Annotated in this window: 13 protein-coding genes and 1 tRNA gene; 4 read left to right on the forward strand and 10 right to left on the reverse strand. The window is 33.0% G+C overall.

Translation table 11 applies throughout. The features are described from left to right. Positions 1 to 1,809, forward strand: a 1,809-nt coding sequence (locus HAW63_02670) for an MFS transporter (GenBank protein MBE8162872.1), incomplete at its 5' end; no start/stop codon positions are given. A 5-nt stretch (positions 1,810 to 1,814) separates the two neighbouring features. Here HAW63_02670 and HAW63_02675 read toward each other — a convergent pair. The 10 genes from HAW63_02675 to HAW63_02720 all read right to left on the reverse strand — a co-directional run bounded on the left by HAW63_02675 (position 1,815) and on the right by HAW63_02720 (position 12,464). Then, a complete protein-coding gene (locus HAW63_02675) occupies positions 1,815 to 2,759 on the reverse strand; it encodes an NAD-dependent epimerase/dehydratase family protein (protein MBE8162873.1) in 945 nt (314 codons plus the stop codon). Beyond that, positions 2,756 to 3,544, reverse strand: a complete 789-nt coding sequence (locus tag HAW63_02680; GenBank protein MBE8162874.1) for a hypothetical protein — start codon at positions 3,542 to 3,544, stop codon at positions 2,756 to 2,758. Before HAW63_02680 ends, HAW63_02675 begins: the two co-directional genes overlap by 4 nt. A gap of 32 nt (positions 3,545 to 3,576) precedes the next feature. Next, positions 3,577 to 4,701 carry a hypothetical protein gene (locus HAW63_02685; GenBank protein ID MBE8162875.1) on the reverse strand — a complete coding sequence of 375 codons (1,125 nt, stop codon included), beginning with the start codon at positions 4,699 to 4,701 and terminating at the stop codon, positions 3,577 to 3,579. A 148-nt stretch (positions 4,702 to 4,849) separates the two neighbouring features. Beyond that, on the reverse strand, positions 4,850 to 5,398 hold the full coding sequence (locus HAW63_02690) for a carbonic anhydrase (GenBank protein ID MBE8162876.1): 549 nt from the start codon (positions 5,396 to 5,398) through the stop codon (positions 4,850 to 4,852). A gap of 59 nt (positions 5,399 to 5,457) precedes the next feature. Continuing rightward, a tRNA-Arg gene (locus HAW63_02695) sits at positions 5,458 to 5,534 on the reverse strand. A gap of 84 nt (positions 5,535 to 5,618) precedes the next feature. Then, positions 5,619 to 6,791 carry a Na+/H+ antiporter NhaA gene (gene nhaA / locus HAW63_02700; GenBank protein ID MBE8162877.1) on the reverse strand — a complete coding sequence of 391 codons (1,173 nt, stop codon included), beginning with the start codon at positions 6,789 to 6,791 and terminating at the stop codon, positions 5,619 to 5,621. A gap of 63 nt (positions 6,792 to 6,854) precedes the next feature. Continuing rightward, the gene (locus HAW63_02705) at positions 6,855 to 8,420 is read right to left on the reverse strand and encodes a hypothetical protein (protein ID MBE8162878.1); all 1,566 of its coding nucleotides are present in this window, start codon (positions 8,418 to 8,420) and stop codon (positions 6,855 to 6,857) included. A gap of 154 nt (positions 8,421 to 8,574) precedes the next feature. After that, positions 8,575 to 9,495: a hypothetical protein gene (locus HAW63_02710; GenBank protein ID MBE8162879.1), complete on the reverse strand. Its 921-nt coding sequence runs from the start codon at positions 9,493 to 9,495 to the stop codon at positions 8,575 to 8,577. 145 nt (positions 9,496 to 9,640) lie between these two features. Beyond that, positions 9,641 to 10,660 (reverse strand): 2-oxoacid:ferredoxin oxidoreductase subunit beta, encoded by a 1,020-nt coding sequence (locus HAW63_02715; GenBank protein MBE8162880.1) that lies wholly within the window; start codon positions 10,658 to 10,660, stop codon positions 9,641 to 9,643. Between the two features lie 10 nt (positions 10,661 to 10,670). After that, on the reverse strand, positions 10,671 to 12,464 hold the full coding sequence (locus tag HAW63_02720) for a hypothetical protein (protein MBE8162881.1): 1,794 nt from the start codon (positions 12,462 to 12,464) through the stop codon (positions 10,671 to 10,673). 127 nt (positions 12,465 to 12,591) lie between these two features. Between HAW63_02720 and HAW63_02725 the strand changes: the two genes are divergently transcribed. From HAW63_02725 to HAW63_02735, 3 genes are all read left to right on the forward strand, one after another. Next, positions 12,592 to 13,623 (forward strand): hypothetical protein, encoded by a 1,032-nt coding sequence (locus tag HAW63_02725; protein MBE8162882.1) that lies wholly within the window; start codon positions 12,592 to 12,594, stop codon positions 13,621 to 13,623. A 129-nt stretch (positions 13,624 to 13,752) separates the two neighbouring features. Then, positions 13,753 to 14,412, forward strand: a complete 660-nt coding sequence (locus HAW63_02730) for a hypothetical protein (protein MBE8162883.1) — start codon at positions 13,753 to 13,755, stop codon at positions 14,410 to 14,412. Positions 14,413 to 14,418: 6 nt separating this feature from the next. Continuing rightward, on the forward strand, positions 14,419 to 14,999 hold a 581-nt coding region (locus HAW63_02735; protein ID MBE8162884.1), incomplete at its 3' end, for a hypothetical protein.

Consider the following 14,999-nt stretch of genomic DNA (forward strand, 5'->3'; position numbering starts at 1 on the left):
GGAGCTTTAAATGACAATATTTTTAAAAACGCTTTTGTTTTATTGCTAACCTATAAGTCCGTAGAATTGTGGAATTTAAATAGTGGTCTGCTGGTGGCCTTAGCGGGTTTAGTTTTTATCTTTCCTTTTTTTATTTTTTCTGCCACAGCAGGGCAAATAGCAGATAAGTATCCCAAAGCTTTAGTGATAAAACTTACCAAGGTAGCAGAAGTGCTTATAATGAGCACTGCTGCTTATGGGTTTTACTCTAATAGTTACCAGTACTTATTTATTGCCTTGTTTTTAATGGGGGCGCAGTCGGCCTTTTTTGGCCCTGTTAAATATGGAATTTTACCTTTTGTAGCAAAAGGCGGCGCTTTAGTAAAAGTAAATTCTCTTATTACTTCTAGTACATTTTTAGCCATTTTAATAGGTACTGTTTTGGGAGGAGTTTTTATTAGCGCAGAAAATACTTGGTATATTGTATTAGCGCTTTTAACGGCGGCAGTTGTTGGGTTGATATCTAGTTTAAACATTAAAACAGTAGAAACAGAAACAGAACAATATAAAGTGGATTACACTTTTTTTAAAGCTACAATAAAAACTTTAAAGTTAAGTTTAAAAAGCAAAGATATTTTTTTTACTATTTTAGGTGCCTCTTGGTTGTGGTTTATGGGAGCAGCCATTTTATCGATTTTACCAATATTGTGTAAACAAATTTTAGGCGTTAATGCAGGGGTGGGAACCTTTTTTTTATCTTTATTTACTTTAGGTATGGGCGTTGGGGCCATTGTTGTTAAATATACTTCTTCGTATAAAGTAGAAATAGGTGTAGTTCCTATTGCTGCTTTTTTCTTAAGTATATTTTTATTAGATTTGTCTTATGTTTCTTATATTTTTATTATACCAGATTCAGAAAGTTTAATGTCTTTTTCTGTTTTTTTTATGCAAAAGTATTCTATACGAGCAGCTATGGATGTATTTTTATTATCCGTTTGTGCGGCAGGCATTATTATCCCCCAAACCACTTATATACAAGAGGTGTGTGATAAAAAATCTATTTCTAGAATTATTTCTGCAAATAATATTTGGAATGCACTGTTTATGGTAGCCGCTGCGGTGTTAGTAATGCTTTTAAATCCTTTTGGAATACCTATTACGCTTTTAGTATTTGCAGGGCTTAATTTTTTAGCCGCTATATTACTTTACTGGTTTAAGCCAGCACACTGTATTCGATTTATGATAAATATTTTAGTGCGATTAATTTATAAGATAGAATTAGTTAACTTTGATAAACTTCCCCAAAAAGGCCCTTATATTTTAGCTAGTAATCATATAAGTTTTGCTGACCCTTTGTGCGTGGGAGGAATGGTTAAAGAGACAGTTTGCTATGTAATGGATTGGAGCTATTATTATAAGTTTCCAAAATTTTATAAACAAGCAAACACTATCCCCATTGCCACTCATAGAGAAAGCGCAAGCGTTTTAAAAGAGGCTTTTGCTTTAATACAAAAAAGGTTAGAAGAAGGAGCTATTCTTGGCATTTTTCCAGAGGGTGGAGTGTCTAGAACTGGCCAATTAAAACCGTTTAAATCTGGAGTGCAAAGGCTTGTAGATGCTCACAAAGTGCCGGTGGTTTTGTGTGCTATTGATGGTTTGTGGGGTAGTATTTTTTCTTTTACATCAGGAAAAGTATTTTGGAAATGGCCCACATCTTTTCGCAGAAAAGTGACTTTAACCATTTCGGACATTATTCCTCCAGAAAAATATAACGCTATAGAATGCGAGCAGTTTTTTAAAAACACAGTAAAAGATTATCAATCTAATTAAATTATTTACTTTTTTAAGTCTTGTAAAATTTCTTTCCAACTATATTGAAAAGAAAAATGAGGTAATTGCTTTTGTAATAAACTTCCGTCAATGGTGCTAGAAAACTTTAGATAATCAATAAAATAATCAGGAAGTATGTTTGGCGTTAAAGTAGTTTTTAATAATGTACTAATAATACTTAAACTAAAACTAGGAATAGAAAGGTGCTTTGGGCTTAAAACTTTTTTAATTACTTTTAAAGGTACAAACTCAGAAGGGGCAACATTATAGACTCCTGTGGCAACATTAGATAAGCATTGAGTAATTATATTACTTATGTCTTTTTCATGCACTAGTTGAAACAGGGGGTTAAAATCTATAAAACTGGGTGCTATAGGAGATTTAATATATTGGCTAATAGTATTATTAATATGTTTTCCAATAATATGGCAGGGCCTTAGCACAATGGTGTTAACTTGGTCTTTGTACTTCCACGCCCAATTGGTAAAAGTATAATCGATTTCTACAATTTCTCGTAACTGTGCGTGCTTAATGCTGGCTTTTAATGGAGAATTTTCTGTAAGTAGGCTAGGGCTGTCGGGCACTGCACCATAGACATGAAAACTGCTCATTAAAAGTATTTTTTTAATATTAGCTTGTAAAGCTAAGTCTAAAAATTGTTTGGTGCTGATTATGTTTAAGTCTAACAATTTTTCTTTTTTAAAAATAGGCGTGGTATTGTTATGGCCAATTCGACTAAGGTGAATGATAGTGTCTGGTTTATGTTTAGAAAAAATATGTTCAAAAGAATTTTTTGAATATTTTTCTTTATAATAAGTAATATTAGCATGTTGATACTTTGGTGTGCGAGGGTCTATACCAATAATATGTACATTCGTTTTTTTTAATAAAGATTTAATGCAAAGTTGTGCTAAGCCACCAGCACACCCTGTAATTAAAATTTTTTTCATAAATCCTTACTTTTATTATAAGTGAAGGCAAAATTACGGCGTTTTTTTAAGCCTTTATTTATCATATCTTGCATAATATTTTTTATATTAAAAATGTCTTGTTTTACATCCACAGTCCCTGGCTTGATGGTGTAAGCTTTGCCAAAATAAATATCAATAGGAGAGGGAAGGGGAAAGTAGCAAAGGCTAATGGGCAAGGTGGGTAGCTTTAAAAAGCGATTTAAAGAGGAGTTTTGATAAACAAAAGGAAACATTTCTTCGGCGCCCACTAAAGCAATGGGTATAATTTTAACCTCGGCCATACTAGCAATTTTAGCAAAGCCTTGGGTAAAAGATTTTAATTGATAGTAATTAGAACTACTTTTTGCTAAACCTTTTGTTCCTTCTGGAAAAATTAAAGCCGACTGCTGGCGTTTTAAAAGTGCTAAACAATTGTCTTTATTACCTACAATAGCCCCAACGGAACTCATCCACTCTCCAATCCATGGAAGTTTGGGTACAAAACGATCTACTAGAGGGCGAATTAAAATCGGTTGCTTTAGCTCTTCAATTAAAGCTGCAGCAATCATTACTCCATCTACGGCAACTTGCCCAGAATGGTTAGAAACAAATAAATATTGTTGTTTGGGTTTTATATTATGAAGCCCAAAGCATCGAACTTTAAAATAATTATTATAAATAGGAAGTATATATTTATAGGCTTTTTCTGTGGCAGATAAATCTAAACCCCAAGGGTCTGTGTATTGGTTAAATTGTTTTTTAAATAAAGCAAATTTTTTTTTCATTATAAAAAGTATAGTAATAAAAAACCATTAACTTATAAGCCTTGCTTATTCACATTAGGTGTTAAATATTTTATTATAAAGGTTGTGTCAAAGGACAAGGGTTCTTTAAAAATAACTGTTTGATTTTTTACAGTGTAGTGAAAGCTATAAGTGGGCGAAGGGTCTAATATTAGTTGCAAGCTACCTGAAACCGGTTTTTTTTCTAAATAAATTTTTAATAAAAAAGAATTATAGATGCTTGTACTTATAGTTTTAAAAAGGGGAGCATAGTTTTCTTGGCAAATGCTTAAGCTAACTCCTTGGGTAAGTTGACTTAAATGAAATAATTTTACACCAAAATGCGCATCATAATCTTTGGAAGAGGCATCTTTACAAGCTTGATCTTTTGGCAAAACCGAAATGCTGTAGGATCGCAATACTTTTCGTGGCCATTGTATTTTTGCCGCTTGGATAAGGTCTGCGGCCTGAAGCTCAGAAATATCGTCTTCGTCTTCATCAGAAATAATAATTGTAATTAAATGGGCTCGGTCTCTAAAAAAAGAACTATTGTGAGACTCTTTATAGTTAATACTTTTTACAATGGAGTTAAAAGGTTGTTCGTTTCCATTGCGTTCTAAACAAAAAGCTTGGTCTTCTTCGGATAACGGCACTGTTGATTCTTCTTTAAAAGAGGCCTGCTGCTCTGGGGTATTGCAGCCAATTCTTTGAATAGTTTTGTGAAATAAATCAATAAAGTTTGGGGTATTTTTATGAAAATAGACATCTCCTTGAGCATTTAACTGTAGCAGCTTACCTCCAAAACCAGAAGGGCTTGGTATGTCATCACTAAACCATCCTCCGCTAAAAACTTCTCTAGAGTCTGTGGTTAAAACTCCCATTCTCCAGTCTAAGTCTCGTAAATAAGGAATAAAATTATTTTTAAATTTTTGAATCATTTTAGCATGTTCATCAGCCATGGATTTAGAATTATCCACCACTAATAAAATATCCACTTGTTTATTAGAAGACTCATATTGTAATTTTTGTATGTGAGTAATATTTTCTAAAATGAGGTTAGAGGGTCTAGAAAAATCCACACTATCATTACTAAATTCAATAGCATTGGTGCAAGAGGTTAAGGTAAAAAAAATGCTTAGATAGATAATTATTTTAAACATAACAGTGCTTTGTGGTTATGGTTTAAGCTGGTAGGCTTATAAAGTTATCGGATATAGGAAAAGGAAGGCAGAGTCTAGTTTTTTAGCGAGGTTTGGCTCTGTTAATAATATCCACCTTTTTTTCATACGCTTAGGATAGCTTATACACTTAGCAAAGGGCTTTGATTGTTCCCGTTTCTATTTGAAAAATCCACCCATGCACTTGAGGTGGATTTTTGTGATTTTGTAATAGTGTGTGCTGTTGTACTTTTTTCACTTGATTTTTTATATTGAGCTCACTAAAAGCTGTAGTATCTAAGCTGTTATTTTTTTTATAAAGATTTTGCAAAGGCCTAAGCCAGTCTTTTAAAACTTCACAAGAATTATTATCCATAGCTGCTTGCACACCTCTACAATCAGTATGTCCACAAACAACAATATGTTCGACCTTAAGAGTATTTACCGCAAATGTTAAAGCAGCAATTAAGTTTGTGTCATTGCTATTTACTTGATTAGCAATATTAGTATGCATAAAAATATCCGACAAAGAGGAGGAAATAATTTCACTAGGGATAACTCGAGCGTCACAACAACCAATCCAAAAAACAGAAGGCTTCCGCTGTTGCAAAAGTTTTGTAAAGTAGCTGCTATCTTTGCTTACTTTTTCAGAAGCCCAATTTTTATTCTTTAATAGAAGTGTGGATATTTTTGTGTTCATAGTTATTAATTATATATAAGTTGGCGAGAAATCGATGCCTGATTTGCATAAAAAAAGTTTGGTGGTCGAACTGGGACTCGAACCCAGAACCCTCTGCTTAGAAGGCAGATGCTCTATCCAGTTGAGCTATCCAACCACAAAAAAAGGCTATACTGGTTTAAAAATGAAGTCAAATTTGAAATCACCTATTTTAATGCTGCTAGAAATATCTTGTAATATTTTAAGTTTTTTGTGTTTTATTTAATAGTATTATACCTAAAATGGCAGCCGATAAAGAGGCCAGCAGCACACTTAATTTTGCTATTTCTGTTAAATGCGGATTATTCACAAACGACAAATTAGTAACAAAAATAGACATGGTAAAGCCCATTCCTGCAATTAAGCCTATTCCTGTTATTTGTGTCCAGTTTACATCTTTGGGAAGTGAGCTTAGTTTTAATTTTATAGATAGCAGGGCAAAAGATAATATGCCTAAAGGCTTTCCTAATAAAAGTCCAAAAGAAACACCTAGGCTTACAGGGTGAGAAAGGCTGGTGAAAATATTTTGCCCACCCAAAACAATGCCCGCATTACTAAAGGCAAACAAAGGCAAAACAACAAAGTTTACAAAGCTGTGTAGTTTTTCAATATAATTGCTGGCAATTACCTTCTTGGTTTTTGGGTGATACAAAGGAGTTAAAAAGGCTAACAGTACACCGGCAATAGTAGAGTGCACGCCACTTTTTATAAAGCATACCCAAACTAAAAGTCCAGTAATTATTAGCAAGGGGAGGTTAAATAGGCCCACTTTTCGTAAAACATAAAGTAGTAATAGTAAGGATAAAGCCCAAGATAAAAAGTGTATAGAAATGTGTTGAGTATAAAAAAGAGCAATAACTAAAATAGCTCCTAAATCATCTACAATAGCAAGGCTAAGTAAAAAGACTTTTAAAGATAAGGGAACTTTTTGTTTTACTAAATTTAAAGCTCCTAAAGAAAACGCAATGTCTGTAGCCATGGGAATACCCCATCCTATTTGTGAGTCTAATTTATAATTAAAAAATAAATAAATGCAGGCAGGAATAAGCATTCCTCCCAAAGCAGAAAAAATAGGAAGAGCGGCTTTTTTTGGCGAAGCTAACTCGCCCTCTATAAGTTCTTTTTTAATTTCTAAACCAACAACATAAAAAAACAATACCATTAAGGCGTCATTAACCCAGTGTTGTAAGCCATAGTGTAATTTTAAACTTCCAATACTTAGGTGAATAGGAAGGTGAATAAAATGAAAATACGATTCACTCCATGCAGAATTAGACAATATCAATGCAACAATGGCGGCGCATAAAATTAACAGCCCTGTAACCAGTTCTAATTTTAAAAAGTTACGAATATTATTCTGCCACTTATTGATCAAGCTTGCCTTCCCTTTTGTTTATATTGTTAATAGCAAATCCAAGATATATATTCAACTAGCTTATTATAAAATATTAATATCGACTCTTCTGTTGGTGCCAATTTTTCCATTTTGTACTTTTTCTATATAAAGATAAAAAGATTTTTTTACATCTTTTATGCTATTTAAAGAATTATCTAAAAGATTTACAATAATATTTTGTACTTGATAAGTTTTTGTAGAGGCTGGAAAGTATAGCACTCCCGCTAGGTCTTCAAAATCTTCTTCGGCCTTGGCGCTTTGACTAAAACTTCTATAATACACATGCACTGCCGTAGTAGTAGAGCCTTGCAACACTATAGGTATAGAAACCCTATGGCCTTTGCGAGCATTAATGCGTGGAGCACTAAATGCTAAACTAGGGGCTGCTGTATCACTGCTAGCGTCGGTAATAAAAGCTGTATAGTTAGTGGGTGCATTAGGCTGTAATTGCGCTATATGAGTTTGCAAAATGGACAAAGAAAAGCTTTCTGTGTCTTCGGGAATGTTATCAGAAACAATTTGCACAGAAATTTGTTTCTGTGTTTCTCCGCTAGCAAATTCTATGTGCCCACGATCACTTATGTAGTCGCTATCGCCTTCGGCATTATTTATTTCAACACTGTGTAAGTGGTAATCAAAAGAAACTATAACTTCTGAAGGCCAGCTTAAAGAGACAGGCCAATATTGAAGGTCTTCTGTTTCTGTAGTGGTGAAGTCAGATAGTTGCAAATAGGGAGCCTCTTCATTGTCGTCAATAGTAATTAAAATGTGTTTTTGCCTATTACCTTCAAAGATGGCTTGATCAGAATATAAACTAAGAACAAAGGATTGTGCTCCTTCATAAATTTGGTCATCAATGACATTAATGCTTAGTTTTTGTAAAGCTTGGCTAGGGCTAATATCAAAGTGCCCTTGAGCAGGCACAAAATCTTCATTGGCCGTAGCAATAGAGTGATGATTATCCAATAGATGTATCGTTTTTTCGGTAATTTGTTGTACGCTATAGGTAATAGAAAAACTATCATTAGTGTTTAGTTCGACGGGAACTTGTACGCTGCCGTAGTTTTCTAAAAGGTTTATTTTATCAGGAGTATTTACTAAGGTTTGGGGTTTTAATAAAATATTTTTTCCTTTTATCGTACTTTTATGATTTTGCTGAGAAATAAAAGTATTAAAAGTTATAATTTTTAACACAAAGTTTTTTGAAAAATTTCTTTGTTGAAGAGGTAGCTTAATGCTAGCAGTATGTTTTCCTGCAGTGAACCTCCATTTGTATAAATGAGTGTGTTTAGAACAATCTAAAAAAGGATCGGAGTATTGTAATGTTTCGCACACCACCTTTGCATTAACTAAAGGTATGGATTCCCCTTCAGCGGTTTCTAAAAATATGTAAAAATTAATAGATTGAGGGGCTGTTTTGCTTAAAGATAAATCAAATAGTAAATCATTATTTTTTATTCGTGCTTGCGAAAAGGCAATAGTGGTAAGGCTGGCAGTTTTACCTTTAGTAAGGGGCTGAAAATCATCAGTTAAAGAAAAATTACAGCTATTTAGCAGAAATAGCATCGCCAAAATATAGATATTTAATGTTATGATTTTTTTTTGCATTATTAGCTTCCTTCATAAACTTTTCGTGCAAAAAACTATGAATGTAGAGTCTAGTTTTCTATACTCTTATAATAAAAAAGGGCTGTTTGTAAAAACAGCCCTTTTGTTAGATGGTATTTAAATTGTTAGATGGTTTTAAATAAAAAATACTACACTAAAGGCTTGCAGCAATTTCATCAAAGATAGAAGTGTAGTCGTCGCTATCGCAAATGCTGTGATGGACTCCACCGCTTAAGGTAATAAACTCTCCCACCTTTTGGCTAGTTTCGCCAGACCAATTTGCCTGACATCTAGAGACATCTTGTTCTTGAGCAATGATTCCATAAGCTTTAAAATTAGATCGTAAAGCACGAATGCTACTTAGTTCTTCTGCCATATTTAGGTTTATGCCTTTACCTGTAGAGTCGTCTATATCTTCATCAGTAATAATTAGTGCGACTAGGGGAACATTGCTTCTTAAAAACCCTGCATTTACAGTATTTTTTTGTTTTAAAAATTGTTTAATCACTTTAGTTGGTTCTTCCCAATCTGTAGAGCAAACTTCTGGTTCGGCTACATCATCTTTCCAATAGTCTGACTCGCCGGTGTCTAGAGTTCCACAAGAGGCTTCTAAACTACGATCAAGACTAGAAAGAACTAGGCTTTCTCCATCCACAGTATCATTAGAGATAAAGTTGCTTTTATTAAAAGAAAGTATTTTTCCGCCAAAACCACGAGGAGTTTTTGTTAAATTAGTGCCATTAGTTTGAGCAAATTCTTTGGCCACATCCGTGCGAGCATCGGTAGTGGTTACTGCAATTCTATAATCTATATTTCTTGCTTCTAACTGTTCTGTAAAGCCTATTAACTTACTTTCTATTATTGCATGGGTGTCTAACATAGATGAAGAATTATCCATAACAATAAGAAGGTCTAGCTTTGGCCTTGCTGGTTGAGGTGGCACGGGAGGCTCCACTACTGGAGTAGATCCGTCGGTACTGCCTTGATCTATAGCGTTGAAACTAATTTTGCTACAGTGAATAGTTCCTAGACAGAATACTATTGATAATAATATTTTAGAGATAACCTTGTTCATACATTGCTCCTGTTTTAATTGCTACTTAAATAATCGGTTTATTTTTATTAAAAAAAACAACCTTCAGGCTAGTTTGTTTAAAAAAATGTAGATTTTTTGTAAAGTGTTTATTTTTTAGACACTTATTTGTAATAAAAAATGGAGCTTATTGTTTAAAATTATTTAATAGTGACTTTAGCTGATCTGCCGAAAGCTTTTTAGCCTCTGTTCGTATAAATAGTTTGGATTTATCAGGGGTTACTGGTTTTTTTAATACCGATGGCACAAAGTGAAATAAGCCTGTAGCAATCTTATTTTTTTGTTTAACAGCATTTAACACGCTTAAGGCATCTATAGGTTTTGTTAGATCGTGGCTATTAGATTCTAATTTATACAGATGCACGGTAGTATCTTTAGAAATAGCAATTTTTAAAACATCACCTTCTTTATATAATGTATCACTAGGCGTTTCTTCTTTTTCATTTACAAGGTCAATATTATTTAAGTTAAGACGATTCTTTTTTGAAGCAACATGACTGGTTTTCGATTCGGGGTTATTTGCAAAAGCAATACAAGGCGAAATAACATCAATAAAAGCGGTGCCGTTATGTTGTAACGCTAACTTAATTAAGCTTTGCATTTGTTTTTTGTCTCCCGAAAAACTACGAGCTACAAATTGGCAACCCATTTCTATAGCTAAAGTACAAAGGTCAATGGAAGAGTCGGTCATCACATCTTTGCTTTTGTTAATGTGTCCAGCATAGGCCGTGGCCGATAGTTGCCCTTTGGTTAGCCCGTAAACACTATTATTTTCTACAATATAAACCATAGGAATATTACGCCGCAGTAAATGACAAAAAGAAGATAAACCAATATTAGCGGTATCGCCATCGCCAGAAATTCCAATTAATTTTAAGTCGGGGTTAGCTAAATATACGCCAGTGGCTAGGGGAGGCATTCTTCCATGAATAAAATTAATTCCAAAAGATTGATTTAAAAAATAATTTATGCTTTTAGAGGAACAACCAATTCCAGATAATTTTACAATTTGGTTAGGGGCAATATTTAAATCATAACACGCGTTTAAAATATGCTCACTAATACTATTGTGCCCACAGCCCGTACACAAAGTGCTAGGAGAACCTTTGTAATCTTCGTTGTTAAATACTTTTTTTATTTTACTCATAATATTATTTTTATTTTAAACTTTCTATAATTTGTTTAGTAACACTACAGGCATCTATGGGTAACCCATTATAATGAGTAATGCTGGTAAATTGACTGGCGTACTCTGGTAAAGCTTGTGTAATTAATTGTTTCATTTGCCCAGAAATATTTTGTTCTATAATAAAACAAGGCTTACTGCTATTTTTTAAAAACGATTGCATTATATCTGTGTGCAGGGGATAGGATTGAATTTTTAAATATTCTACCGAGCAATTTTGCAACTGTAGTTGCTCTTGAACTTCTTTTATTATTTGGTCGGTCGATCCATAGGCAATAATCTGCACACCTCGCTCACTGGGTATATTGGTTTTTGTAATCACGGGAGGGGGAGTAATTTTTAAGCAAGACTGGTATTTAAGGCGTAGCCGTTTAAGCAATTTAGAAAAATTTTCGGGGTCTTCGGAGTAATCGCCTTTTTGATTATGTCCGGTACCTCTTGTTAAGTAAGCTTGCAAACTTCCCGGCAAGCTACGAATGGGTACATAATCTTTGTCGGGATCTGCATAAGGCTCCCAATTTTTTACTCGTGGTTGTGTATGGCTTAACTTACCATTTTGTAATTCTGTGGAGGGGTAAGAAATATCACCGCAAGACTGTAAATTCATTCCAATATCTAAATCGCTTAAAATTAAAACAGGAGTTTGTAAGTTATGGGCAATATCAAAAGCCTGATAATTCATAGTAAAACATTCCTCAGGGTTAGAGGGAAGCAAAATAATAGACTGACAATCTCCGTGAGAAATTTGTGCGGCAAAACATAAATCGCCTTGAGAAGTTTTAGTAGGTAAGCCTGTGGAAGGCCCCATTCTTTGCACATCTCCTACTACTAAAGGTATTTCTGCAAAATAGGCGTAACCTAAAGCCTCGGCCATTAAAGAAAGCCCTGGGCCAGAGGTTGCTGTGGCCGCTCTTGCCCCTGCCCAACCAGCACCAATAGTCATGGATATAGCACTAAGCTCATCTTCGCTTTGCATAGTTAAGCAGCTGTTGGTTTTTAATTGTGCATTTAGTGTTTTTATATTTTCTGCCACAGAGGTCGAGGGAGTTATAGGGTACCAAGAAAATACTTGGCAACCTGCAGTTAATATTCCCATAGCGGCACCAATGTTTCCGTCTATCAAAAGGGAATGTTTTTTATTTTGTAAGGTTTTTTCTTTGGGCAGTTGTACAATATTGCCTGCCTGTATTTGTTTTTTTGCTTCTTTTAAGCCTAAAACAAAGGCTTTTTTATTTACTTGTAAAATATCGTCAGTAAATTTTTCTTTTAATACACTTTGCATTAATGCATTATCAATATTAAACACCTCGGATAAAAAAGAAGTAGAAATAATATTTTTTAAAAGTTTTTTTATGGGTGCTTTTGCTTCAATATTTTTTAAAATATCTTTATAAGGAATTTTTACCACGCTAATTTTATGCTTTTTAATCAAGAAATAGTTGGGCGAATTTTTTAAAATATCTGTATAATCAGAATCAATAATTAAAACACCCTCATTTTTAATTTTTAACAAATCTTCATTAAGTGTGGGAAGGTGAATATTTAATAAATAATTAGATTGAGTTTGAAACCCGCACAAATGCTCTACATTACTCCATCTTAAAAAATATTGCGTAGCAAGGCCTGCAATATTCGATGGAAAAATATTTTTACTTCCCACAAAGTGGCCCGCTTTAAATAATCCAGTTAATAAAATTTGATTAGCACTTAAACTACCAGTTCCATTTTGTGTGGAAATAAAAAGAGAGGGACAGTAGTTTTTCATTGGTAGTATTGACAATTTTATATTTACTTTTATGCTGAAAGCAGATTACTATTTTTATAATAAAAATACAAGATGATTATCGCGTGTAAAAAACAGTATTTTTATTAAATGGCAACAGGCTTATTTTATGACAATAGCTTCTAGGCACTTCTTACTTTTAGATTTCTTGCGAATTTTTGCAGTATTCATTATTGCCCCTTATTATTTAAACGATTTTTCTTTGTACAAGCCTCTTGAAGGATCGTCTTTTGTCTTTGTAGAAAATTTGTTACAAGGTATTAAGCACTTTTCTTTTTCGGGGTTTATTTTGGTGTTTTTAGTTTTTTTTATTATGGGCTTTAAAAAAAAGAATAAGTTTCTTTTATCTGTTTGGATTAAATTATTTTTTGGTTTTTTAATTTTATGTTTATTTGCAGGATATAGCTTTTTACAATGGAGCTTTCATTGGGACACATATCACTTTATTATTTCTTCTTCACTAATTGTGGTTATTATTAATTACTTTCGCATTCCAGCTAAAACTATAGTTATTTTTGGCATCGCATTACTATGTATACCTTTTTGGAAGTTTTCTATTTTTCATACGCATTCTTTTTGGCAAGAAGCTTTAATTGGCGTTTGCGGACAGGGAGTGTCTCGAGGAACATGGCCATTGTTGCCATGGGTTGGTTTAGTACTTTTTGCTTACGGGCTAGGGGCTTTATATCAAGTTAACCAAAAGGCTCTTGCACAAATAAGCACCAAAAAATTATCAATATGGATAATTACTGTTATAATTTGTTTATCATTTTGGGGAGGTTATTCGATGATGCCTTTTGGGGCTGAGGCAAATTGTTTTTTGCACAGGCAAAGCCCGTGGGTATTTTGGGTACATTTTATGATTATTTTGTTTTTTGTAAGAATCGCTTTTTTACAAAAAGTGCAAGACTATTTAGCGCAGTATAGAGGGTTTGTTTTGTTAGAAAAATTATCTTGGTCTACGCACTTTGGTTTAAGTTTTATAGTATTTTTAATCATTAATGCATTGTGTGGAAAATATTTTTACGATCTTTTAGCTAAAGATGACCTGTATTTACTAGTGCTTTCGTGGTGTTCTGTTATATTAACACATTTTGTAGTGACCAGTATTTTAAAGGCAAAACAAAATTTACAAGTATAAATATTTTAATTTCTTACTTGAACCTTCTAGTAATTATATATATTATACAAGCAATACAAAGGTAAACTAATGAGTAAACAGAACTTAATAAGAATTTTCTTTTTTATAATAATGTTTAGCTTTGCCTATATGTTTTATTCTCAATACAAAGAGGTTTCTCAATTACGATTAAAAAGTGATTTAGTAAAAAAAAGCATAGCAAAAAAAAATATAAAAGCCCCTATAACAAAAGATAAGTTTTTGGCGTGGAAAGAAAATAATAAAGCTTTGTCTGAGCAAGAAAAATTATCCCCTCCGTTGCCGTTGTTGTCTCAAGAGCAGTCCATAAGCCCTTCTGTTATGCAATTTATAAAAGAGACTTATTTAGACATTACTCTGCCAACTACATATAGCTATTCCTACATTGAAGATTTGCAAGTGGAAAATATAGAAGTGGGGGTGTTGTCTGGTACTGAGGGCAGCAATAGCATTTATGTTATAGGTGCTAGATATATTACCCAAAACATACGAAAGCTATTTCAAGAGTTATCGGAAAATACGCATTTATTTGTATCTTTAAATAAACAAGACCTATTAGGCTTAGTTAAATCTAACATAAATAGCTATCCTTCCAAACCTGGGATAAAATCGATTTACTTATTAAAGCATAATACTGCAAAAAAATTTATTTATGCTGCTTACCTTATCAGAAAAGACTCAAGAGGTTCGTATATAATATTAGTGTCATCTTCAAGGGCTTTGGCGGAACAAACATTGTTTTCTATTCTACTTTCAGCAAAGCCTTTGTAGGTAAATATGGCCTTTTTAGTTTTTGCTTTATCTTTTTGTAGCATATCGTACCAAATATTATTGGCGTATGTGATTGTTGATGTTTCCGCTCACTCCCATGTTTTTGTATACAGCTTAACAACGGGTGTATATTTTTTAAGCTTAGGCTTAGGGGCTTATATTTATAATCGATTTTATAGTAAAAGAGGGTTAGATTTACTTATTAATATAGAAAGTTTTTTAATTTTACTAATCCCTATTTTTGTTTTTGGAATTTATATTTTAACCACATTGTTTTCTATTACTATAGGCTCTTGGCTAACAGAAGCATGGGGAGGGTTTTATTATAAAAATATTTTATTAGTTTTATGTTCTCAAATTTTTGTATTAATAATTGGTATTCTTTCGGGTTTCGAGTTACCTATTTTTTTAAAAGCTTCTTCTAAAACAGGGTTTATTATTTTTTTAAACTACACGGCGGGGCTGTTTTCAGGATTACTTATTCCTGCTTTATTAATTCCTAAATTAGATTTTTTTGGTGCTTTTTTATTTATTTCTTATTGTAATCTAATCACTTTAATTTATTTAATTTACTTTAATTGTAAAAC

Source organism: Pseudobdellovibrionaceae bacterium (genome assembly GCA_015163855.1).
Lineage (GTDB): Bacteria > Bdellovibrionota > Bdellovibrionia > Bdellovibrionales > UBA1609 > JAAOIH01.